The organism is Vibrio sp. RW (assembly GCF_027587105.1).
GTDB classification, from domain to species: Bacteria; Pseudomonadota; Gammaproteobacteria; order Enterobacterales; family Vibrionaceae; genus Vibrio; species Vibrio toranzoniae.
The window spans coordinates 94,734-114,477 of the sequence record NZ_JAPPTM010000012.1; the positions used below are offsets into that span (position 1 = coordinate 94,734).

The following is a 19,744-nucleotide window of genomic DNA, read 5'->3' on the forward strand; positions in this document are numbered from 1 at the left end:
TTAGACTAGCCCTATGAAATTCCCTGGACAACGTAAATCAAAGCATTACTTTCCGGTTCACGCACGTGACCCTCTAGTGAGCCAAGCTCAAAGTAGTAAAAGAATGTCACGCACTCATATTATCGGTATTGACCAAACTTTGGTGGATATTGAAGCAAAAGTGAGTTCCGAACTTATTGAGAAGTATGGTTTAAGTAAAGGGCATTCATTGGTTATCGGTGACGAAGCCGCTGAGTCTTTATATCAAGAATTAAAAGAACATTGCCTAATTACCAATGAGTACGCTGGTGGCACAATTGGTAATACATTACACAACTATTCAGTACTGGCGGATGATCGCTCAACACTGCTTGGTGTAATGAGTCAAGATATTAAGATTGGTAGCTATGGTTACCGCTATTTATGTAATACATCAAGCAGAATGGATCTGAACCACTTACAAGGGGTAGATGGCGCAATTGGTCGCTGCTTTGCATTAATTACAGAAGATGGTGAACGTACTTTCGCAATCAGCGAAGGTCAGATGAACCAATTAAATCCAGAAAGTATTCCAGAGAAAATTTTCAAAAGTGCTTCTGCTTTAGTATTAACGGCATATTTAGTTCGTTGTAAGCCAGGTGATCCTATGCCTGAAGCAACGATGAAAGCTATTGAATATGCGAAAAAATATGATGTGCCCGTTGTTTTAACGTTAGGTACAAAGTTCGTTATTCAAGATGATCCTGAATTTTGGAAAGACTTCTTAGAGCAGCACGTAACGGTTGTTGCAATGAACGAAGATGAAGCGGAAGCCCTAACCGGTGAAAGTGATCCGCTTGCTGCCTCAGACAAAGCGCTAGAGTGGGTGGACTTAGTTCTCTGTACGGCTGGCCCTGTTGGCCTATTCATGGCGGGTTACACTGAAGATGCAGCAAAGCGTGAAACATCACTGCCTTTACTTCCTGGTTCAATTGCAGAATTCAACCGTTTTGAATTTAGCCGTCCTGCGCATAAAGATTTATGTGAGAACCCGACTAAGATCTATTCTCATATTGCCCCTTACATGGGTGGCCCAGAAACGATCAAAAATACGAATGGTGCTGGTGATGCGGCGTTGTCTGCTCTATTACATGATATGGCGGCAAATAAATACCATAAAGAAAATGTACCAAATTCAAGTAAGCACCAACATTCATTCTTGACGTACTCTTCTTTCTCACAAGTTTGTAAATATTCAAACCGTGCTAGTTATGAAGTGTTAGTTCAACACTCACCACGTTTATCTCGTGGTCTTCCTGAAAGAGAAGATAGCCTAGAAGAAGCTTACTGGGAAAGATAATACGCTTTACTTATCAAATCCATTTCTAGTGATGAATTTGAAATATAAAAAAAGGCTTCGAAAGAAGCCTTTTTTATTTCTGAATATATTGAAGCCGTAAATAATACTTTGGTCGACTGTAATATTAATTCAATTGTTGAGTGTGTGGTGAGTCACCCACTGAAGGTTTAGCTAGATTGCAAACTCTTCTAGAGATTTACCAGCATCTAGTTGCTCTTGGATAGCTGAAGGCGTACGGCCTTGACCTGTCCAAGTTTTCTCGTTGCCGTTTGCGTCTACGTATTTGTATTTCGCTGGGCGAGGAGCGCGTTTAGCTTTAGTTGTTTTAGATTTTGCTTCACCAGAAAGAGCTGCAATAAGATCGGCAACATCAATTCCGTCTTTTGCAATTTGTTCAGCGATAGCAGAAAGCTTAGCTTCTTGTTCTGCTTTAGCAGCACGTTCTTCAGCTTCAGATTCTTGACGCTCTTGTACAACAATAGTTAGCTTGTCTAGCGCTTCTTCAAGTTGCTCAAGAGTTAATTCACGTGAGAATGCACGAAGGCTGCGGATATTTAATAAAGTTTTTGTTAATTCAGACATGATATTTCCCATCAAGGTAAACCAAATAATCCTGCTAATAATAAACAGAGCACAGGAATAAAACAAATAGTATTTCTAGTAAAGGTTATTTAAATATAAAAGTGAGATGAATAGTTGAAAATGAAGAGATACATTCCTCTATTGAATTTCTAATAATCATTAGAGTATCTAAAAATAGATATGTGACTTGTAGAGCAGCAACCTTATGTTGATTATTTTCTGGTATTACGTCACTAACAAAACCCTATTTTTCTTGGAATGATATGTTGCATTGTTGCTTTTGATGGGTACAATTGCGGCTACCTGATGCGATGCTTCAGTTAATTTATTGTTAAACTCTGGTTTCAATGGTTAATGATGTTATCGCACGTAGAGGTGCAATTATGAAGAGTAGTTATCGTTGGGGTGATGCCAATGAACGAGAATGAAAGGTGTAATTGCCGAAGTAAATTGTATATCTAAGCAATTTGCTGGGGTTGTGCTCAATAGGTACAACACTGCCATAGTCTTAATTTTAAACTATGGAGCGCTACTGTAGGGTTGGGTGAAGTGTTCACTTCCCTTTCGCTTAGTTCAACATGAGCTTGATAAATCGTATCAAGTTTATCTGCAGTAGATCTCTAGCCAAATAAAAAACTGGTTCTTGAAGATCATGAATTTAATAGATTTCGCAACATCACCTTTATCTTTGCTTCCTCCACTTGTGGCTTTAAGTCTTGCTATTGTTACCCGTCGTGTATTGGTTTCTTTGGGTGTTGGTATCGCTATGGGGGCTATTTTACTTGCTGACTATTCAGTAGGGAACGCAGCTAGCTACGTGTTTACCAAAGCTTCAGGAGTTTTCATCGAAGATGGTGGTATTAATACATGGAACATGAGCATTATCGCATTCCTAATTATTCTTGGAATGACAACTGCACTGTTAACACTGTCTGGCGGTACTCGTGCATTCGCTGAGTGGGCTCAATCCCGTGTTAAGAGCAAACGTGGTTCAAAACTACTTGCTGCTTTCCTAGGTGTATTCATCTTTGTTGATGATTACTTCAATAGCTTAGCGGTAGGTGCTATCTCTCGTCCTGTCACAGACCGTTTCTATGTATCGCGCGCTAAGCTTGCTTATATTCTCGATTCTACTGCGGCTCCAATGTGTGTGATCATGCCAGCTTCTAGCTGGGGTGCGTACATCATTACTATTATTGGTGGCATCTTAGTAACACACGGTGTGACAGAGTATTCTGCTCTGGGTGCTTACGTTCGTCTTATTCCAATGAACTTCTATGCGGTATTTGCACTTCTTATGGTGTTTGCCGTTGCATGGTTCGGCTTAGACGTAGGTAAAATGCGTGAACATGAAATTGAAGCATCTCAAGGCCGCGGTTTTGACGGAGACAACGATCAAAAGCAAGCTCATGATCTAAACGAAGAGCTAGATATTAAAGAGAGCGATAATGGTTCTGTATCTGATCTAGTGATGCCAATCGTATCGTTAATTGTAGCGACCGTTGCCGCAATGCTGTACACAGGCGGCCAAGCGCTGGCTGCTGATGGCCAAGCATTCAACCTCCTAGGTGCATTCGAAAACACTGATGTAGGTAAGTCTCTTGTTTATGGTGGTATTATTGGCTTGTTGTTTGCGTTAGCAACCGTGTTCAAGCAGAAGCTATCGATGTCTGACATCGCAAGAACGATGTGGATTGGTGCAAGCTCAATGTTTGGCGCTATCTTAATTCTTGTGTTTGCATGGACAATAGGTTCTGTAATCGGCGACATGAAAACAGGTTCGTACTTATCATCTCTAGCGACGGGCAACATCGACTACCACTGGCTACCTGTTATCTTGTTTCTTCTTGCTGGCCTGATGGCATTCTCAACAGGTACCTCTTGGGGTACGTTCGGTATCATGTTACCTATCGCGGGTGATATGTCTGCAGCATCTGATATCGCGCTAATTCTGCCGATGCTCAGTGCGGTTCTGGCTGGTTCTGTATTTGGTGACCATTGTTCTCCTATCTCAGATACAACGATTCTTTCTTCGACAGGGGCTCGTTGTAACCATATTGATCACGTCGCAACTCAGCTTCCTTACGCGTTGTCTGTGGCACTCGTGTCGTGTATCGGTTTCATCACCCTAGGTATGACTGCATCGATTGCTATTGCATTTAGCTCTGCATCTCTAGCATTTGTTTTTGTGTGTTTTGTATTAGCTTATTTCTCTCGTAGTAAAATGGCGAAGTGCAAAAGTTAATCTGCACTTGATCTAATAGTGAAAAGGGAGACTGTGGTTTCCCTTTTTTGTGCCTGCTGAATGAATTTGAAATTTAGTGAAAAAAGTTAAAATTAATAGTTGAAAAAGGATGTCAGCTTAGTTAGTGTGGATACAAGTCAGCAAACAACCTAAGAGCCGATTAAGTATGCGTAAATTAGTAATGAACATTCATCACCATCATCACCCTATCTAGTCTTTCGGGGAGATTTACGTATACCCGGGAGCAGGAATTCTCCCGGAGGTTAAGTCAAAACATTTAGATTTAAACCCTCGGGACGACAAAGTCTTCCGAGGGTTTTTTAGTTTTAGCGCTTTTAAATAATCAATAAATTCAAATATTTGCACAGGGATACAGCAATGCAGACACAACGCCTAAGAATCGCAATTCAAAAGAAAGGTCGCTTAAGTAAAGAGTGCCAAGAGCTACTAAAAAAATGTGGTGTTAAATTTAACATCATGGGTGAGCGCTTAGTGGTTCACTCACTAAATATGCCAATCGACTTGCTGCTTGTTCGTGATGACGACATCCCAGGTCTTATCATGGACGGTGTGGTTGATTTAGGCTTCATTGGTGAAAACGAACTAGAAGAAGTTCGTCTAGACCGTGTTGCTTTAAAAGAGCCATCAGAGTTTCGCACTCTACGTCGTTTAGATTTCGGTGATTGCCGCCTTTCTATCGCTATCAACAAAGACGAAGAATACAACGGTCCACAAGATTTAGCAGGAAAACGTATTGCGACCACTTACCCACACCTGCTTAAAGCCTACATGGACGAGCAGGGGGTTGAATTCAGCACTTGTATGCTAACAGGCTCGGTTGAAGTTGCTCCTCGCGCAGGTTTAGCTGACGCTATCGCCGATTTAGTTTCTACTGGCGCAACGCTGGAAGCGAATGGCCTAAAAGAAGCAGAGGCTATCTTCCAATCTAAAGCGACACTGATTCAACGTGTTGGTGACTTCGACGCAGACAAAACCGCACTGATTGAAAAACTATTGACTCGTATGCAGGGTGTTCAACAAGCGAAAGAATCGAAGTACATCATGCTTCACGCGCCAACCTCTCAACTAGAGCAAATCAAAGCACTACTGCCTGGCGCTGAAGATCCTACTGTTCTTCCTCTATCTACAGACAAAGACAAAGTTGCTGTTCACCTAGTCAGTACTGAGAACTTGTTCTGGGAAACTATGGAACAGCTTAAAGAGTTGGGTGCAAGCTCGATTCTAGTATTACCAATCGAAAAAATGATGGGGTAGCGACGATGAGAACCGTTGTTTGGCAATCTTTAAGTGAATCACAGCAAGACTCGGTATTAGAGCGTCCAGCCATTACTGAAGGTGCAAACATCACAGCGACAGTTTCTGATGTGATTGCAAAAGTACGAAATGAAGGCGATGCTGCGCTTAAAGAACTGACTGAGAAGTTTGATGGTGTGACTCCCGAATCGATTCGAGTTAGCTCGGGTGAGATCGAAGAGGCGTGTGCTCGTCTAACACCAGAAATGAAGCAAGCGCTAGAACAAGCTTATAGCAATATTGTTAAGTTCCACGAAGCTCAAAAGCCTCAACCGATTAAGGTAGAGACGCAACCGGGCGTGGTGTGTGAGCAAGTGACTCGCGCGATTAATACTGTTGGCCTTTACATCCCAGGTGGCAGTGCACCACTTCCTTCAACGGTTCTTATGTTAGGTGTACCCGCTCAAATTGCAGGTTGTCGGAAGGTTGTGCTTTGTTCACCTCCGCCAATCGCTGATGAAATACTGTATGTCGCTAAGCTTTGTAAAATCGATGAAGTTTACAATGTCGGTGGTGGTCAAGCCGTTGCTGCAATGGCTTACGGTACTGAGAGTGTTGCTAAAGTTGATAAGATATTCGGCCCAGGTAATGCCTACGTAACGGAAGCGAAGCGTCAAGTGAGTAATGATTTCCGTGGTGCGGCGATTGATATGCCTGCCGGTCCATCAGAAGTGTTAGTGATTGCCGATGAAACCGCTGATGCAGACTTTATTGCTGCAGATCTATTGAGCCAAGCGGAACATGGTCCTGACTCTCAAGTTGTACTGGTAACGCCATCTCCAGTGGTTGCTGACCAAGTAACCGATGCGGTGCAAAAACAGCTGAAAGAGTTATCTCGCGCTAATATTGCTCAACAAGCATTGGCATCTAGCTTGATTATCATCGCTGAATCGATCACTCAAGCGATTGCGATTTCTAACTTCTACGGGCCTGAGCACTTGATTGTTCAGACCAAGAACCCACGTGAATTGCTGCCATTGTTGGATAACGCGGGTTCTATCTTCCTCGGTGACTGGTCTCCGGAATCTGCAGGTGATTATGCATCTGGCACAAACCACGTTCTACCGACTTACGGTTACACCAAAACGTATTCGAGCTTAGGTTTAGCGGATTTCTCTAAACGTATGACAGTACAAGAACTAACAGCCGATGGCTTGAAAGGCTTAGCACCAACAGTCGTGACGATGGCTGAAGCCGAAGGTTTGGATGCTCACAAGCGCGCTGTGACTATCCGAGTTGAAAAATTGAATAAAGCGAATTAAGGGCAGGCATGGAAAAGTTAGCAAGAAAAGCAGTTCAGGCTCTTACACCTTACTTGTCTGCAAGACGAATTGGTGGCAGCGGAGATATATGGTTGAATGCCAACGAATCTCCATTTGATAACGAGTACAACCTAAATCTGTCTCGTCTTAACCGCTACAGCGAATGTCAGCCAAAAGAGTTGATTGGTGCTTACGCTCAATATGCAGGTGTAACGCCAGAGCAAACACTGACAACACGTGGTGCTGACGAAGGTATTGAGTTGCTGATTCGTGCTTTCTGTGAGCCGAACGAAGATGCGATCCTTTACTGTCCTCCGACTTACGGCATGTACGCAGTCAGTGCGGAAACCATTGGTGTTGAACGTAAAGTCGCACCTTTGACGTCTGAATGGCAATTGGATCTTCCTGCTATTGAAGCGCAACTAGACAACGTAAAAGTCGTGTTTGTTTGCAGTCCAAATAATCCAACCGGCAATTTGGTTAATCGAAAAGACATCATCAAGCTGCTTGAAATGACACAAGATAAAGCGATTGTCGTAATGGATGAAGCGTATATCGACTTCTGCCCGGAAGCGTCAACCGTCGATTTACTTGAACAATATCCGAATCTTGCGATTCTACGTACTCTTTCTAAAGCTTTCGCATTGGCCGGTTTACGTTGTGGCTTTACTTTAGCAAATCAAGAACTGATCGATGTTCTATTGAAAGTGATTGCGCCATACCCTGTGCCAATCCCAGTTGCTGATATTGCTGTTCAAGCACTTTCGGAACATGGGCTTGCAAGAGCGAAGTACCAAGTTTTGGATCTAAGTGCTAACCGAGCGTATTTGCAAGCGGGTTTATTGAGTATGCCTCAAGTGACGGTCTTTGATGGTTGGGGTAACTACTTATTGGTTAAATTCCCGAATGGCGATGAGCTATTCAAAGCGGCATGGGACACTGGCATTATCTTACGTAACTCGCCAATCGAAGATTGTGTTCGCATTAGTATTGGTAACCGCGAAGAGTGCGAAAAGACACTCGGATTTATTCGTAACTTTTTTCAGTAACGAAAGGCTTACCAGTAATAGCATTGGTCAGTTGTGTTTAATCAACATGACTGGCAAATGAATCAGACATTTGGGTCAGCGGTTGATTTTAGCTAGGCCACCAGATTTAAAATTAAAAGGAAGTTCAAGTGAGTAAACAACAGAAAATACTTTTTATAGACCGCGATGGCACCTTAATTGTTGAGCCGCCAGTCGACTTTCAAGTAGACCGTTTAGACAAACTAAAATTCGAACCGCTCGTGATTCCTAGCCTGCTTGCTTTGCAAGACGCGGGCTACCGCTTAGTGATGGTCACTAACCAAGATGGCCTAGGCACTGATAGCTACCCACAGGAAGATTTCGATGCACCACACAACATGATGATGGAGTTCTTCGAATCTCAAGGCGTTAAGTTTGATGACGTGCTTATTTGCCCTCACTTTGATGAAGACAACTGCTCTTGCCGCAAGCCTAAGCTGGGTATGGTTAAAGAGTACCTACAGGGTGGTAAAGTAGACTTCCAAAAGTCAGCCGTGATTGGCGATCGAGTGACTGACCTTCAATTAGCAGAAAATATGGCAATCCGCGGTATTCAATATGGCCCGGATGCAGAAACGGAAGGCACGCTTAACTGGCCACAAATCGTTAAAGATCTAACGGTTAACGCTCGTGTTGCTGAAGTGGTTCGTACGACTAAAGAAACCGACATTAAGGTAGCCGTAAACCTTGATGAAACCGGTGGTAATAAGATCGATACAGGTATGGGTTTCTTCGACCACATGCTTGATCAAATCGCGACACACGGTGGTTTCCAAATGAACCTAACTGTGAAGGGTGACCTACATATTGATGATCACCACACTGTGGAAGACACCGCACTTGCGTTAGGCCAAGCACTTAAAGATGCATTAGGCGAAAAACGTGGTATTGGCCGTTTCGGTTTCAGCCTACCAATGGATGAATGTTTGGCTCAGTGTGCACTCGACCTTTCTGGCCGCCCATACTTGAAATTCGATGCTAAGTTCAGCCGCGAGCAAGTGGGTGATCTTTCAACAGAGATGGTGGTTCACTTCTTCCGTTCTCTAACCGATACACTGGCTTGTACGTTACACCTTTCTTCTAATGGCAATAATGATCACCACATCATTGAGAGCCTATTTAAAGCGTTTGGTCGTACTCTTCGCCAAGCAATTAAAGTTGAAGGTAACGAGTTGCCAAGCAGCAAAGGCGTACTGTAAGGCTAACGTTAGCAAGGAAAAAACCATGAAAGATCAAAAAATCGTCATTATTGATACTGGTTGTGCCAACGTTTCTTCGGTGAAATTTGCCATTGAACGTTTGGGCTACGCAGTTGAAACTTCAAAAGAACCAGAAGTGGTTCTTGCCGCCGACAAGCTATTCCTACCCGGAGTCGGAACTGCAAGTGAGGCAATGAAGAACCTACAAGAGCGTGACCTTGTTTCTCTTGTGAAGCAAGTAGAGAAGCCTCTGCTTGGTATCTGTTTAGGTATGCAACTGCTAGGTAAACTGTCTCAAGAGAAAGGCCAAAAAGCTGATGAGTTGGTTGAATGTTTAGGGCTGTGTGATGGCGAAGTTCGTTTACTTGAAACGGGTGATTTACCGTTACCACACATGGGTTGGAACACCGTAACGGCAACACCTAATCACCCTCTATTTAAAAACATTGAAGAAGGCGAATACTTCTACTTTGTTCATAGCTTTGCAATGCCAGTGGGCAACTACACAATCGCACGATGCGATTACGGTAATCCGTTCACAGCGGCGGTGCAAAGTGGCAATTATTATGGTGTTCAGTTCCACCCAGAGCGATCTTCGAAAGCTGGCTCTAAGCTGATTCAGAACTTCTTGGAATTGTAATAAGGATTAGGCAGCGGTTAACGTTGCCCTATAAGGAATGTAAATGATTATTCCCGCGTTAGATTTAATTGAAGGCCAAGTTGTTCGCTTATTCCAAGGGGATTACGGGCAAGTAACAGAATATAAAGTAGACCCAGCAGAGCAGTTCAACCTGTATCACCAAGCTGGCGCTGGTTGGCTGCACCTTGTTGACTTAACGGGTGCAAAAGATACAACCGCTCGTCAACTTGACCTCATCGCCAAGCTACTTGCTAGTACGCCTGCCAATATCCAAATTGGTGGCGGAGTTCGTAACGAGCAAGACGTGGTCGACCTACTTGAAGCAGGCGCGCAGCGCGTTGTAGTTGGTTCAACAGCGGTAAAACAACCTGAGCTTGTGAAAGGTTGGATGGAAAAATACGGTGCTGAAAAAATCGTACTGGCTTTGGATATCAACATCGACCAAAGCGGCACACGTAAAGTGGCAATTTCCGGTTGGCAAGAAGATTCCGGCGTGACCATTGAAGCGCTGATTGAAGACTACCTCACGGTTGGTCTTAAACACGTTCTGTGTACCGATATTTCACGTGATGGCACGCTAGAAGGATCAAACGTAGAGCTTTACGTTGACCTTTGTAAACAGTACCCACAGGTTCAATTCCAATCATCGGGCGGCATCGGCAGCCTAGCGGATATCGAAGCTCTAAAAGGCAGCGGTGTTGCAGGCGTGATTGTGGGTCGTGCGCTACTTGATGGCAAGTTCACCGCAGAGGAGGCATTTGCATGTTGGCAAAGCGAATAATCCCTTGTTTGGATGTCCGTGACGGACAAGTGGTAAAGGGCGTTCAGTTCCGTAACCACGAAATCATTGGCGACATCGTTCCGTTAGCACAGCGCTACGCGGAAGAGGGCGCTGATGAACTGGTATTTTACGATATCACGGCATCAAGCGATGGTCGTGTCGTCGACAAGAGTTGGGTCAAGCGTGTCGCAGAAGTGATCGATATTCCTTTCTGTGTAGCTGGTGGTATTAAATCAGCAGAAGATGCAGCGCGCATTCTAGAGTTTGGTGCGGATAAAGTATCGATCAACTCGCCTGCACTGGCTAACCCTCAACTGATCACTGACCTAGCTGATAAGTTTGGCGTGCAGTGCATCGTTGTTGGTATCGACTCATACTTCGATAAAGAAACCGGTAAGTATCAGGTTTATCAATTCACAGGCGATGAAGCGCGTACTAAAGCAACCGCGTGGGAAACCAAAGATTGGGTACAGGAAGTACAGAAGCGTGGGGCAGGCGAGATCGTATTAAACATGATGAACCAAGATGGCGTTCGCAACGGTTACGATATTGAGCAACTTAATATGGTGCGCTCTGTATGTAACGTGCCTTTGATTGCCTCTGGTGGTGCTGGCGCGATGGAGCACTTTGCTGAAGCCTATAAGAAGACCAACGTGGACGGAGCATTAGCGGCTTCGGTATTCCACAAACAAGTCATCAATATTGGTGAACTTAAACAGTATTTAAAACAACAGGATGTAGAGGTGCGACTATGAGTTTTGAACCAGTATGTTTATCAAAAACAGCAGTAGGCGCATTATCAGAGCGTATTGATTGGGAAAAAGTGGGTGGCTTAGTGCCAGCTATTGTTCAGGATTACCAATCTAGCCAAGTGCTAATGATGGGATACATGAACCCAGCAGCACTAGAGAAAACAGGCGAAACTGGGCAAGTGACGTTTTTCTCTCGCACAAAAGAGCGTTTGTGGACCAAAGGTGAAACGTCGGGCAATGTATTGCAACTGCAAAACATTGCCTTGGACTGTGACAATGACACTTTACTGGTTAAGGTCAATCCCATTGGTCCAACGTGTCATACTGGTACAACAACATGTTGGGATGTAGACAAACAAGAAGAATCTCAGATGGTGTGGCTTCATCAGCTTGAGCAGCTACTGGCTGCCCGCAAGGACGCAGACCCTGAGTCTTCTTATACTGCCAGTCTATATGCCCGTGGCACCAAGCGTATTTCGCAAAAAGTGGGCGAAGAAGGCGTTGAAGTCGCGCTTGCGGCGACGTCGGGCGATAAGGCGGAGTTAGTGTGTGAATCAGCAGATTTGATTTACCACCTAATGGTTCTTCTTCAAGACCAAGGCCTATCAATGAACGACGTAGTGAATAAACTTAAAGAGCGCCATAAGTAAGCCCTCTTTAGATTCATAGAACTGCCTAGAAGACAGACAAAAGCCCCGTAGACAGCCATGTTTACGGGGCTTTTTAGCTGGCCTTTCCGAGGAGCCTTAGTGACTTAAAGGATCTCATTCACTACTTTGTTACCTTAAACGTTGGTCTTACCCGCAGCACTTTTTATACTTTTTTCCACTGCCACAGATACAAGGGTCATTGCGACCGATCTTAAAGCTCTCCACCGTTTGATTTAAGCGAGGATCTACCTCCGGCTGCGTGGTTTCTTCCTGTTCGGGGAAGGTGCCATCAATGTAGTACCAAAGACCGCCTTCACGAACGAAACGCGATCGCTCTTGCATACAAAATTGTGAATCACCATCGTTGAAGTAAGCTTTAAACTCAACGAAACCTTCGTTCTCGTGTGAACCTGCAGCAGTATTGATGACTTCTAAGCCCGCCCAACCACTGTTGATAGATTCGGTAATGCCTTCTCTTTGTGCTTCTGCATTGCAGCTAGGGTGGTAGGTAGCAACGACATAATCAACCAAACCCAATACGTGCGCTGAATAGCGAGAGCGCATTAGTTGCTCGGGTGTTTCAATATTTTTGTGGTCAAGGTGTGCCGCTTCACAGCACTGTTGGTAAGTGTTTTGGCTACCGCATGGGCATAAAGACATAGTCTGGTCCTGTAAAAATGGCCTCTAGTAAGAGGCCATAAATGTATGCGTTGAAGTTTAACAAGAAATGATTACTCACCAAAGTTTAGTTTCTATCGAAGCAGTTTTGAGGCGACTATTTTAATGGAGGTGATAACAGTTCTTGAGCCCAAGTTGTGGCTTCATCATAAGCTTGGCCGAGTTGAGTTTCACTTAAGTTAAGCAGTTTCCGAATACGCGTTGCTTCGTCCCATTCAGCCTGCTCATAAGCGATGACCATTGCCATGATCGCTCCTAACACGCCTTTTCTTTGTATTAAAGCCTGCTTGATCTCTTCATCAATGGGGACAGAGTCCAAAACGTGCTTCAACGGTTGGTCAAATAGTGAATCGAGTAGGGAGAACATACCAGTCAAAAAAGCTTGTCCGGGTTCAACTTTGACATTCATCTTTTCTACCAATAGTTCACACTGACGAGCACGCAGTACTGCTAAACCATAAAGTGAGTCTGGTTTATCTTCTTTCGCTGATGCAATCGCCACAAGTGAGACAAACTTCCGCAGCTTTTGTTCTCCAAGAAAAATAAGGGCTTGTCGGAATGAACGAATCATCGTTGCTGAACCGCCGGCGGAGTTCACGTAGGTGAGTAGCTTATATGAAAGTGTCACATCCAAGGTTATCAAGCGTTCAACTTCACTAAAATCAATGGGATCATGAGCTATTTCTTTTAACAACTGAACGATCGTTAAAAAGGCAGGGTTCAAAGCTCGAGTTTGAATCATTTCTGGTTTACTAAAGAAATAACCTTGAAAATAGGTAAAGCCTGCTTGATTCGCCTCTTGATACTCATCGTAAGTCTCGACTTTTTCAGCAAGAAACTTGATATTCAGCCCTTTTAGCGAGGTCATGAACATCGAAGCTTTCTCAATTGAGATCTGGCGGATATCAAATTTGATAATCGATATGTAGGGTAAGAAACGCTTCCAAGCTTTGCTTGGCACAAAATCATCTAATGCGATGGTGTAGCCCGCATCATAGATAGTCTTGATTGCTTCAAGTAATTCGTCTGTTGGTTCGCAGTCTTCAAGCACCTCTACAACGAGGCTTTCTTTGGGGAACAAAGTAGGAACTAAGTTAATCAGGCTTGCATAAGGAAAGTTAACGAACCCAAGCCTATCACCCAGTGTATTGTAGTGAGTTGACAAGAAGTGATCTGAAAGTAAACGACTAGTAGCGAGCTCCGGTTCTACTTCAGGGAAAGTGTTCTTAGGACCATCCCTGAATAGCAACTCGTAACCTATGGTTTTTTTATCTGTGTCGAGTATTGGTTGACGTGCTACATATGAATATTTCAACTTGGTACTGTGTTCGGTTTATTTCTGATAGAGAAATAATAGCTAATTCGGCAGAAATTACCATCTACAATCTTAGAAAGTCTGATCGATAATTATAATCAAAGTAAAAGTTTAAGAGTAATGTTGAAAGCTATTGCCAAACTCTCGATTCTGTAGTTCAAAACCTTTTGGAGTGAAGACTAAAACTGAGCCTTGCGTGTACCAATCACCAAGTACTATACGTGTTTTAGTGCAGCTATTGGCATTAAAGGTGTGGATGTCGGGGCGGTGAGTATGTCCGTGTATCATTAAATCTACGTGGCTTCGCTCCATCACACTTTCAACTTCTTGTTGCGTCACATCCATGATGTCTAAAGATTTAGTCTGTTTGTCATCTTTGATATCAGATTGAACTTTAGAGACGATTTTCTTTTTAATAAAAAACGGAATTTTATTGAAGATCCATTGTAACCAAGGTTGATGAACTTTTTCTCTAAAGGCGAGATACTTTACATCTTCGGTACATAAGGTATCACCATGCAACACAACGGCTTTTTGTCCGTAGATATCGATCGTCGATACTTCGTTTAGAAGTTGCACGCCTGTTTGTTTGGCAAATTTTTTGCCGACGAGGAAATCACGGTTACCTTGAGTGAAGTAGCAAGGTACACCCGTTTTTACTAGGTCAATAAACGCTTGGCGTATGGAAGTCGCGAACTCACTTTTGTCGTCGTCACCAATCCAGAACTCGAAAAGGTCACCTAAGACGTAGAGTGCATCTGCTTCTACCGCTTCGTTCTTCATAAATGTTAAGAAGCAGTCGGTGATGTCTTGTCTTGACGGAGTAAGGTGCAGATCTGAAATAAAATATGTTTTCATAGGTCCAAAAAAGGGAGCAATTCGCTCCCTATATCCTGATTTTTATCGGCTCATCAATTATTCATACTAGAGCGTGTTGAGCTTTCTCGGTCATATTTAATTCGAGAGCAACACGCTCTAACCGAAAGCGATGAATTAAGCTTCGATTGTAGTACCAGTGATGATCACTTCTTCTAGAGGTACATCTTGGTGCATGCCCATAGAGCCAGTGCTCACACCTTTAATCTTGTTTACGATGTCCATGCCTTCAACAACTTCAGCAAATACACAGTAACCCCAGCCGTCTAAGCTTTCGCTACGGAAGTTAAGGAAAGAGTTGTCGTTCACGTTGATAAAGAACTGAGAGCTCGCTGAATGCGGTTCCATAGTACGAGCCATTGCAAGTGTACCTACTTTGTTAGTTAGGCCGTTGTTTGCTTCGTTCTTGATTGTTGCGCGAGTCGCTTTTTCTTTAAGGCCAGAAGTCATACCGCCACCTTGAATCATGAAACCATCGATAACACGGTGGAATAGCGTGTTGTCGTAGAAACCGTCACGGCAATACTGTAGGAAGTTTGCGCTTGTTTCTGGTGCTTTTTCTTCGTTAAGTTGAACTTTGATGTCACCAAAATTTGTGTGAAGGATGATCATGATTGTTACCTTACTGTCTTTTTAATATGAAGTTCGAATTCTAGCGCATGTTGGCTGACTTTCAAATCACCAAATCATTCACTTAACTGGATTGTTTAAGCTAATTACTGCTTTGGGGGATTACCTAATAACGCATGAATTGATATACTTGCTGTCTTATTTTGATTAATACACAAATATAGATAGAGATCATGCTGAAAATTTATAACACACTCACAAGACAGAAAGAGGAATTCAAGCCAATTACAGCCGGTAAAGTCGGCATGTATGTCTGTGGGGTAACCATCTACGATCTCTGTCACATTGGTCATGGCCGTACGTTCGTCTCTTTTGACGTCGTAACTCGTTACCTGCGTTACCTTGGTTACGATTTGAACTTTGTTCGTAACATCACAGATATCGATGACAAAATCATCAAGCGTGCTAACGAGAACGGTGAGTCTTGTGATTCTCTTACTGAGCGTCTGATCAATGAAATGTATGCCGATTTTGATGCTTTGAACATGAAACGCCCAGATGTTGAGCCTCGTGCCACAGAATTTATCACTGAAATTGTCGAGCTAGTAGAAAAACTAATTCAACGTGGTTTTGCTTATGTAGCAAGCAACGGTGATGTGATGTTTGAAGTGAAGAAGTTTGACGAGTACGGCAAATTGTCTAAGCAAGATCTTGAGCAGCTTCAAGCCGGCGCTCGTGTAGACGTTGATTCTGCAAAACGTAGCCCATTAGACTTTGTGCTTTGGAAAATGTCTAAGCCAGGTGAACCTACATGGGAATCTCCATGGGGGCCTGGTCGTCCAGGTTGGCACATTGAATGTTCAGCAATGAACTCTTCTATACTTGGTAATCATTTTGATATCCACGGCGGTGGTTCAGATTTACAATTTCCTCACCACGAAAATGAAATCGCGCAATCTTGCTGTGCGCATGGCACTCAGTATGTAAATACTTGGATGCACAGTGGTATGGTGATGGTAGACAAAGAAAAGATGTCTAAGTCGTTAGGTAACTTCTTCACTATTCGTGATGTATTGGCACATTACGATGCTGAAACGGTTCGTTACTTCTTAATGTCTGGTCACTACCGTAGCCAACTCAATTACAGTGAAGATAATCTGAACCAAGCACGAGCTTCACTAGAGCGTTTATATACGTCACTTCGTGGCTTAGATTTAACGGCTGCTCCTGCTGGTGGTGAAGAGTATGTAACTCGCTTCTCGACAGCGATGAACGATGATTTCAACACTCCTGAAGCGTATTCAGTATTGTTCGAAATGGCTCGCGACATTAACCGTATTAAGACTGAAAGTATCGAGAAAGCCAGCGCTCTTGGTGCGTTGATGCGTGAATTAGCGGACATCATTGGTATTCTTCACCAAGACCCAGAAGCTTTCCTAAAAGGTAATGTAGTGGATAATAATGAGGAAGTCGCTGAAATCGAAGCATTAATCAAACTGCGTAATGATTCCCGTGCTTCCAAGGATTGGGCGAACGCCGACCTTGCACGTGATAAATTGAACGAGTTGGGTATTGTTCTGGAAGATGGTCCAGAAGGGACGACATGGCGTCGTAAGTAAATTCTATATAGAGAGGGCTGATTGTCAGCCCTTTTTTTTAAGCAAAAACTCTTTTATTTCTCCTTTATCTAACAGGAATATTTCTGTGGCTCAGATGTATTTTTATTACTCGGCAATGAATGCGGGTAAATCAACAACGCTTCTTCAATCTTCATTCAACTATCAAGAGCGCGGTATGACGCCTGTGATCTTTACTGCAGCGTTAGATGACCGCTATGGCATTGGTAAAGTGAGCTCGCGAATTGGTCTGCAATCTGAAGCTCAACTTTTTATGAATGACACGAATTTGTTTAATGCGGTTCAAGAGCTAAACGAAATAGAAAAACGCCACTGTGTATTGATCGATGAGTGTCAGTTTTTATCGAAAGAGCAGGTGTACCAATTAACTGAAGTGGTCGATAAACTGCATATCCCAGTGCTTTGCTACGGTTTACGTACTGACTTTCTGGGGGAGTTATTTGAAGGTAGCCGTTACTTATTATCTTGGGCAGATAAACTCGTAGAACTAAAAACGATTTGCCACTGTGGCCGTAAAGCGAACATGGTGATTCGTACTGATGAGCACGGGGTGGCTATTGCTGAAGGTGACCAAGTTTCCATTGGTGGTAATGACCAATATGTTTCTGCTTGCCGTCAGCATTATAAAGAAGCGTTAGGAAAATAGCGGCTCTTTAATCGGTGTGGTTAAAACTAAAAACGGTGGCCAAGAGCCACCGTTTTACTTATTGAACTACTAATTCTGCTTTATATCAATCGTCGTAAATAACTGGTCACTCTAGCTTGCTAAACACTCGAAAATGTCAGCTTTGCTCCTGCGCTATTTATGATCACTTAGTGTGATTGGTATTATTCGAAGCCCAATTTCTTCAATGCTTGATAGGCGTGGTCAACATCGTTGGGAATAGGCATCTCAATCTGAAATCCCTGGATTGGGTATAATTTTATTCTCTCAAAATCGGCAATTAACGCGCCTAACACCATATCTAATGACAGCTCTTCATTATAATAATCGTCCCAATTTCTCCATTGTGAAGTCACAGTGAGTTCCGAAGCTTCGTCAGGCCATTGTTTACTGAAAGTAGCGTAAGTACGTTTCTCCATAAAGGGTTTCTGTACCAAGGTAAGTCGCTTCGGTGATAGCCCGCGTTGTTTGAGCAACTCGTAAGTAAAGCGTACATTCTCACCCGTATTGGTTGCGTACTTTTCAATAATAATATCTGAGTCGGGTACGCCACAATCTCTTGCGATAGCCGCAAATGTTTCGGCTTCTGAGAGATCAAAAACCTCTTCGGTAAAGCGTCCCACACCACCAGAAAAAACGATATAAGGTGCTATTTTTTTGTGATAAAGCTCAGATGCGTATTCAGCCACACGAGTGTCATTACTGCACAAAACAAAAATACAGTCAGAAGGCTTTACCTTGTGACCCATAGACATAAAATTCCAAAGGGTGTCGATCGCGCGGTGTAGTTTAATGCTGGGATCTTTCTTCGCTGTAGATAGTTCAGTCATGAAGTGCGTCCAATGTGGATTCGAATTTAAACGAATAACCTAAGTCGAGAATCTTTTTCGATGAGATCAGCTTGTCGGGTGTATCGACAACTGGTGGTAGAGGCTCGCTGCTGTTGGCGCTTTTCAGTGCCGCGGCATAAAACTCCGCCTTACTTACAGTATTTGGGGTGGTCACATTAACAACTTCATTGTGTAGGTGGTTAATGGCGAAGTCGATAGCACCGATAGCATCGTCAAGGTGAAGCATATTGGCTGGGGCTTGGGTACTGACCTGTTTCAGTTTACTTGCAAACCTTGATGGATGACGACTAGGCCCAATCAACCCACTAAAACGTAAAATGGTGTAGTCGATCCTGGAATCTATCACCAATTGTTCCGCTTGCAGCATAACTCGTGCGTTATCGGAAAACGAATACGTTTGTTCGTCGTCTGAAATGGCAAGGGTGAGTGAGGCATCTTCCTCTTTTAATACCCCAGGTTTGGTTGGGTACACCGTTGTTGAGCTAACCATAATGAGCTTCTTAACGTTTGCCTTCTGACAAGCTTTGGTTAGCTGTTTCCAGTAATCGGCATACTGTTGGCCTGCGCCTTTTCTAAAGCCAGGAGGGAAGCTACCAATCACAATCTCGGCATTATTTTCGAGTAACAGCGAATAAAGTTGAACGACAGTTTGCTCTGCCTGTGATGAGTCAAACCGAAATACTTCACATGGAATACGCTCGCGGCCAATCGCGTCAGCTCCTGCTTGGGTCGTTTTCGTAACCACCACTCGGTTACCATGTTTCTCTAGATGCTCAGATAAAGGTGCACCTACCCATCCCGCACCGACTATAAATATAGAAGCCATGTGTTCCTCACAACTGTAAGTTATGGATTTACAATAATATCAACCGTAGTAACTAACGGGTCACCAAGCTTGTTCGTACGCTATTGCTACTTAGTCAATTACTGTGATTGGTATAAGCCTAACAAACCTTTGCCCAAAAATGAAAAAACTCCACGGCCGAGGCAAGTGGAGTTTTTATTGGAACAATGGAGCTTTAGTTTAGTACGCGAATGAGTTTGTCTGCGCGCTCAGCCATCTCAATACCTTCATCAGTTAGGTAACCGCCGTCTGGTTGAGTACAAAGATTCTTTTCGAATAGACGCTTAACGGCGTCTTGAGTTTCTTGAGCAGCCTCTTGATGAACTTTAATACCAGTAGCGGCGCTACTTACATCAAATTGAAGAAGGAGGTTTAAATCAGCAATATGTTCAGCGTTGTACTTCATAATTAACCTATATTGATAACGTTCTCTATCCTCACCTTAGTGCGCATTCTCAGCTCAATCAATAGTAAATAAAAAGAATTGATAAGTGACACG

Annotated in this window: 20 protein-coding genes, 1 riboswitch and 1 other annotated feature; of the genes, 12 read left to right on the forward strand and 8 right to left on the reverse strand. The window is 43.4% G+C overall.

Annotated features, from left to right (window positions below; translation table 11 throughout):
* Positions 1–13 precede the first annotated feature (13 nt).
* Entirely contained in the window at positions 14–1,318 is a 1,305-nt protein-coding gene (locus OCT63_RS12690; RefSeq protein WP_017057062.1) for an inosine/guanosine kinase, read from the forward strand.
* 171 nt (positions 1,319–1,489) lie between these two features.
* On the opposite strand, the gene OCT63_RS12695 is transcribed toward OCT63_RS12690, so the two are convergent.
* Positions 1,490–1,900, reverse strand: a complete 411-nt coding sequence (locus OCT63_RS12695; protein WP_017057063.1) for an H-NS family histone-like protein — start codon at positions 1,898–1,900, stop codon at positions 1,490–1,492.
* 362 nt (positions 1,901–2,262) lie between these two features.
* A riboswitch (Lysine riboswitch) is annotated at positions 2,263–2,440 on the forward strand.
* A 112-nt stretch (positions 2,441–2,552) separates the two neighbouring features.
* Here OCT63_RS12695 and OCT63_RS12700 point away from each other — a divergent pair.
* From OCT63_RS12700 to hisIE, 9 genes are all read left to right on the forward strand, one after another.
* Positions 2,553–4,145 (forward strand): Na+/H+ antiporter NhaC family protein, encoded by a 1,593-nt coding sequence (locus OCT63_RS12700; RefSeq protein WP_060468033.1) that lies wholly within the window; start codon positions 2,553–2,555, stop codon positions 4,143–4,145.
* Between the two features lie 189 nt (positions 4,146–4,334).
* Positions 4,335–4,470, forward strand: a sequence feature (His leader region).
* Positions 4,471–4,523: 53 nt separating this feature from the next.
* Positions 4,524–5,420 carry an ATP phosphoribosyltransferase gene (hisG, locus tag OCT63_RS12705; protein WP_060468032.1) on the forward strand — a complete coding sequence of 299 codons (897 nt, stop codon included), beginning with the start codon at positions 4,524–4,526 and terminating at the stop codon, positions 5,418–5,420.
* Positions 5,421–5,425: 5 nt separating this feature from the next.
* The gene (gene hisD / locus OCT63_RS12710; RefSeq protein WP_269983843.1) at positions 5,426–6,721 is read left to right on the forward strand and encodes a histidinol dehydrogenase; all 1,296 of its coding nucleotides are present in this window, start codon (positions 5,426–5,428) and stop codon (positions 6,719–6,721) included.
* A gap of 8 nt (positions 6,722–6,729) precedes the next feature.
* Positions 6,730–7,770, forward strand: coding sequence for a histidinol-phosphate transaminase (gene hisC / locus OCT63_RS12715; RefSeq protein WP_269983844.1), 1,041 nt, complete (start codon positions 6,730–6,732; stop codon positions 7,768–7,770).
* A gap of 128 nt (positions 7,771–7,898) precedes the next feature.
* The gene (hisB, locus tag OCT63_RS12720) at positions 7,899–8,987 is read left to right on the forward strand and encodes a bifunctional histidinol-phosphatase/imidazoleglycerol-phosphate dehydratase HisB (RefSeq protein WP_077680609.1); all 1,089 of its coding nucleotides are present in this window, start codon (positions 7,899–7,901) and stop codon (positions 8,985–8,987) included.
* 25 nt (positions 8,988–9,012) lie between these two features.
* Positions 9,013–9,627: an imidazole glycerol phosphate synthase subunit HisH gene (hisH, locus tag OCT63_RS12725; protein WP_269983845.1), complete on the forward strand. Its 615-nt coding sequence runs from the start codon at positions 9,013–9,015 to the stop codon at positions 9,625–9,627.
* Between the two features lie 43 nt (positions 9,628–9,670).
* Positions 9,671–10,408: a 1-(5-phosphoribosyl)-5-[(5-phosphoribosylamino)methylideneamino]imidazole-4-carboxamide isomerase gene (gene hisA / locus OCT63_RS12730; protein ID WP_060468027.1), complete on the forward strand. Its 738-nt coding sequence runs from the start codon at positions 9,671–9,673 to the stop codon at positions 10,406–10,408.
* Entirely contained in the window at positions 10,390–11,163 is a 774-nt protein-coding gene (gene hisF, locus OCT63_RS12735) for an imidazole glycerol phosphate synthase subunit HisF (RefSeq protein WP_060468026.1), read from the forward strand. Before hisA ends, hisF begins: the two co-directional genes overlap by 19 nt.
* Complete coding sequence (gene hisIE, locus OCT63_RS12740; protein WP_060468025.1) at positions 11,160–11,810, forward strand: bifunctional phosphoribosyl-AMP cyclohydrolase/phosphoribosyl-ATP diphosphatase HisIE; 651 nt, start codon at positions 11,160–11,162, stop codon at positions 11,808–11,810. Before hisF ends, hisIE begins: the two co-directional genes overlap by 4 nt.
* 147 nt (positions 11,811–11,957) lie before the next feature.
* Here hisIE and OCT63_RS12745 read toward each other — a convergent pair whose 3' ends face one another.
* The 4 genes from OCT63_RS12745 to OCT63_RS12760 form a co-directional block, all read right to left on the reverse strand.
* Positions 11,958–12,470, reverse strand: a complete 513-nt coding sequence (locus OCT63_RS12745) for a YchJ family protein (protein ID WP_161686074.1) — start codon at positions 12,468–12,470, stop codon at positions 11,958–11,960.
* A gap of 115 nt (positions 12,471–12,585) precedes the next feature.
* The gene (locus tag OCT63_RS12750; protein ID WP_029627081.1) at positions 12,586–13,803 is read right to left on the reverse strand and encodes an EAL and HDOD domain-containing protein; all 1,218 of its coding nucleotides are present in this window, start codon (positions 13,801–13,803) and stop codon (positions 12,586–12,588) included.
* A gap of 111 nt (positions 13,804–13,914) precedes the next feature.
* Entirely contained in the window at positions 13,915–14,661 is a 747-nt protein-coding gene (gene lpxH, locus OCT63_RS12755) for a UDP-2,3-diacylglucosamine diphosphatase (protein ID WP_060468023.1), read from the reverse strand.
* 135 nt (positions 14,662–14,796) lie between these two features.
* A complete protein-coding gene (locus OCT63_RS12760) occupies positions 14,797–15,291 on the reverse strand; it encodes a peptidylprolyl isomerase (RefSeq protein WP_017057076.1) in 495 nt (164 codons plus the stop codon).
* Positions 15,292–15,482: 191 nt separating this feature from the next.
* On the opposite strand from OCT63_RS12760, the gene cysS reads away from it, so the two are divergent.
* Positions 15,483–16,868, forward strand: a complete 1,386-nt coding sequence (gene cysS / locus OCT63_RS12765) for a cysteine--tRNA ligase (RefSeq protein WP_269983846.1) — start codon at positions 15,483–15,485, stop codon at positions 16,866–16,868.
* An 85-nt stretch (positions 16,869–16,953) separates the two neighbouring features.
* Positions 16,954–17,532 (forward strand): thymidine kinase, encoded by a 579-nt coding sequence (locus tag OCT63_RS12770; RefSeq protein WP_017057078.1) that lies wholly within the window; start codon positions 16,954–16,956, stop codon positions 17,530–17,532.
* A 182-nt stretch (positions 17,533–17,714) separates the two neighbouring features.
* Here the strand turns inward: OCT63_RS12770 and OCT63_RS12775 are convergent, their stop codons facing one another.
* The 3 genes from OCT63_RS12775 to OCT63_RS12785 form a co-directional block, all read right to left on the reverse strand.
* Entirely contained in the window at positions 17,715–18,380 is a 666-nt protein-coding gene (locus OCT63_RS12775; protein ID WP_077680605.1) for a YdcF family protein, read from the reverse strand.
* Positions 18,373–19,227: an NAD(P)H-binding protein gene (locus OCT63_RS12780; RefSeq protein WP_269983847.1), complete on the reverse strand. Its 855-nt coding sequence runs from the start codon at positions 19,225–19,227 to the stop codon at positions 18,373–18,375. Before OCT63_RS12780 ends, OCT63_RS12775 begins: the two co-directional genes overlap by 8 nt.
* A 193-nt stretch (positions 19,228–19,420) precedes the next feature.
* Positions 19,421–19,651 (reverse strand): TIGR02647 family protein, encoded by a 231-nt coding sequence (locus OCT63_RS12785; protein ID WP_010440041.1) that lies wholly within the window; start codon positions 19,649–19,651, stop codon positions 19,421–19,423.
* Positions 19,652–19,744: the final 93 nt, after the last annotated feature.

Coding starts and splice junctions, on each gene's coding strand:
- hisH (WP_269983845.1), top strand. CDS start 9,013: ATGAAAGATCAAAAAATCGTCATTATTGATACTGGTTGTGCCAACGTT.
- OCT63_RS12745 (WP_161686074.1), bottom strand. CDS start 12,470: ATGTCTTTATGCCCATGCGGTAGCCAAAACACTTACCAACAGTGCTGT.
- lpxH (WP_060468023.1), bottom strand. CDS start 14,661: ATGAAAACATATTTTATTTCAGATCTGCACCTTACTCCGTCAAGACAA.
- hisF (WP_060468026.1), top strand. CDS start 10,390: ATGTTGGCAAAGCGAATAATCCCTTGTTTGGATGTCCGTGACGGACAA.
- hisIE (WP_060468025.1), top strand. CDS start 11,160: ATGAGTTTTGAACCAGTATGTTTATCAAAAACAGCAGTAGGCGCATTA.
- OCT63_RS12695 (WP_017057063.1), bottom strand. CDS start 1,900: ATGTCTGAATTAACAAAAACTTTATTAAATATCCGCAGCCTTCGTGCA.
- OCT63_RS12775 (WP_077680605.1), bottom strand. CDS start 18,380: ATGACTGAACTATCTACAGCGAAGAAAGATCCCAGCATTAAACTACAC.
- hisA (WP_060468027.1), top strand. CDS start 9,671: ATGATTATTCCCGCGTTAGATTTAATTGAAGGCCAAGTTGTTCGCTTA.
- hisG (WP_060468032.1), top strand. CDS start 4,524: ATGCAGACACAACGCCTAAGAATCGCAATTCAAAAGAAAGGTCGCTTA.
- OCT63_RS12780 (WP_269983847.1), bottom strand. CDS start 19,227: ATGGCTTCTATATTTATAGTCGGTGCGGGATGGGTAGGTGCACCTTTA.
- OCT63_RS12690 (WP_017057062.1), top strand. CDS start 14: ATGAAATTCCCTGGACAACGTAAATCAAAGCATTACTTTCCGGTTCAC.
- cysS (WP_269983846.1), top strand. CDS start 15,483: ATGCTGAAAATTTATAACACACTCACAAGACAGAAAGAGGAATTCAAG.
- hisD (WP_269983843.1), top strand. CDS start 5,426: ATGAGAACCGTTGTTTGGCAATCTTTAAGTGAATCACAGCAAGACTCG.
- OCT63_RS12700 (WP_060468033.1), top strand. CDS start 2,553: ATGAATTTAATAGATTTCGCAACATCACCTTTATCTTTGCTTCCTCCA.
- hisC (WP_269983844.1), top strand. CDS start 6,730: ATGGAAAAGTTAGCAAGAAAAGCAGTTCAGGCTCTTACACCTTACTTG.
- OCT63_RS12760 (WP_017057076.1), bottom strand. CDS start 15,291: ATGATCATCCTTCACACAAATTTTGGTGACATCAAAGTTCAACTTAAC.
- OCT63_RS12785 (WP_010440041.1), bottom strand. CDS start 19,651: ATGAAGTACAACGCTGAACATATTGCTGATTTAAACCTCCTTCTTCAA.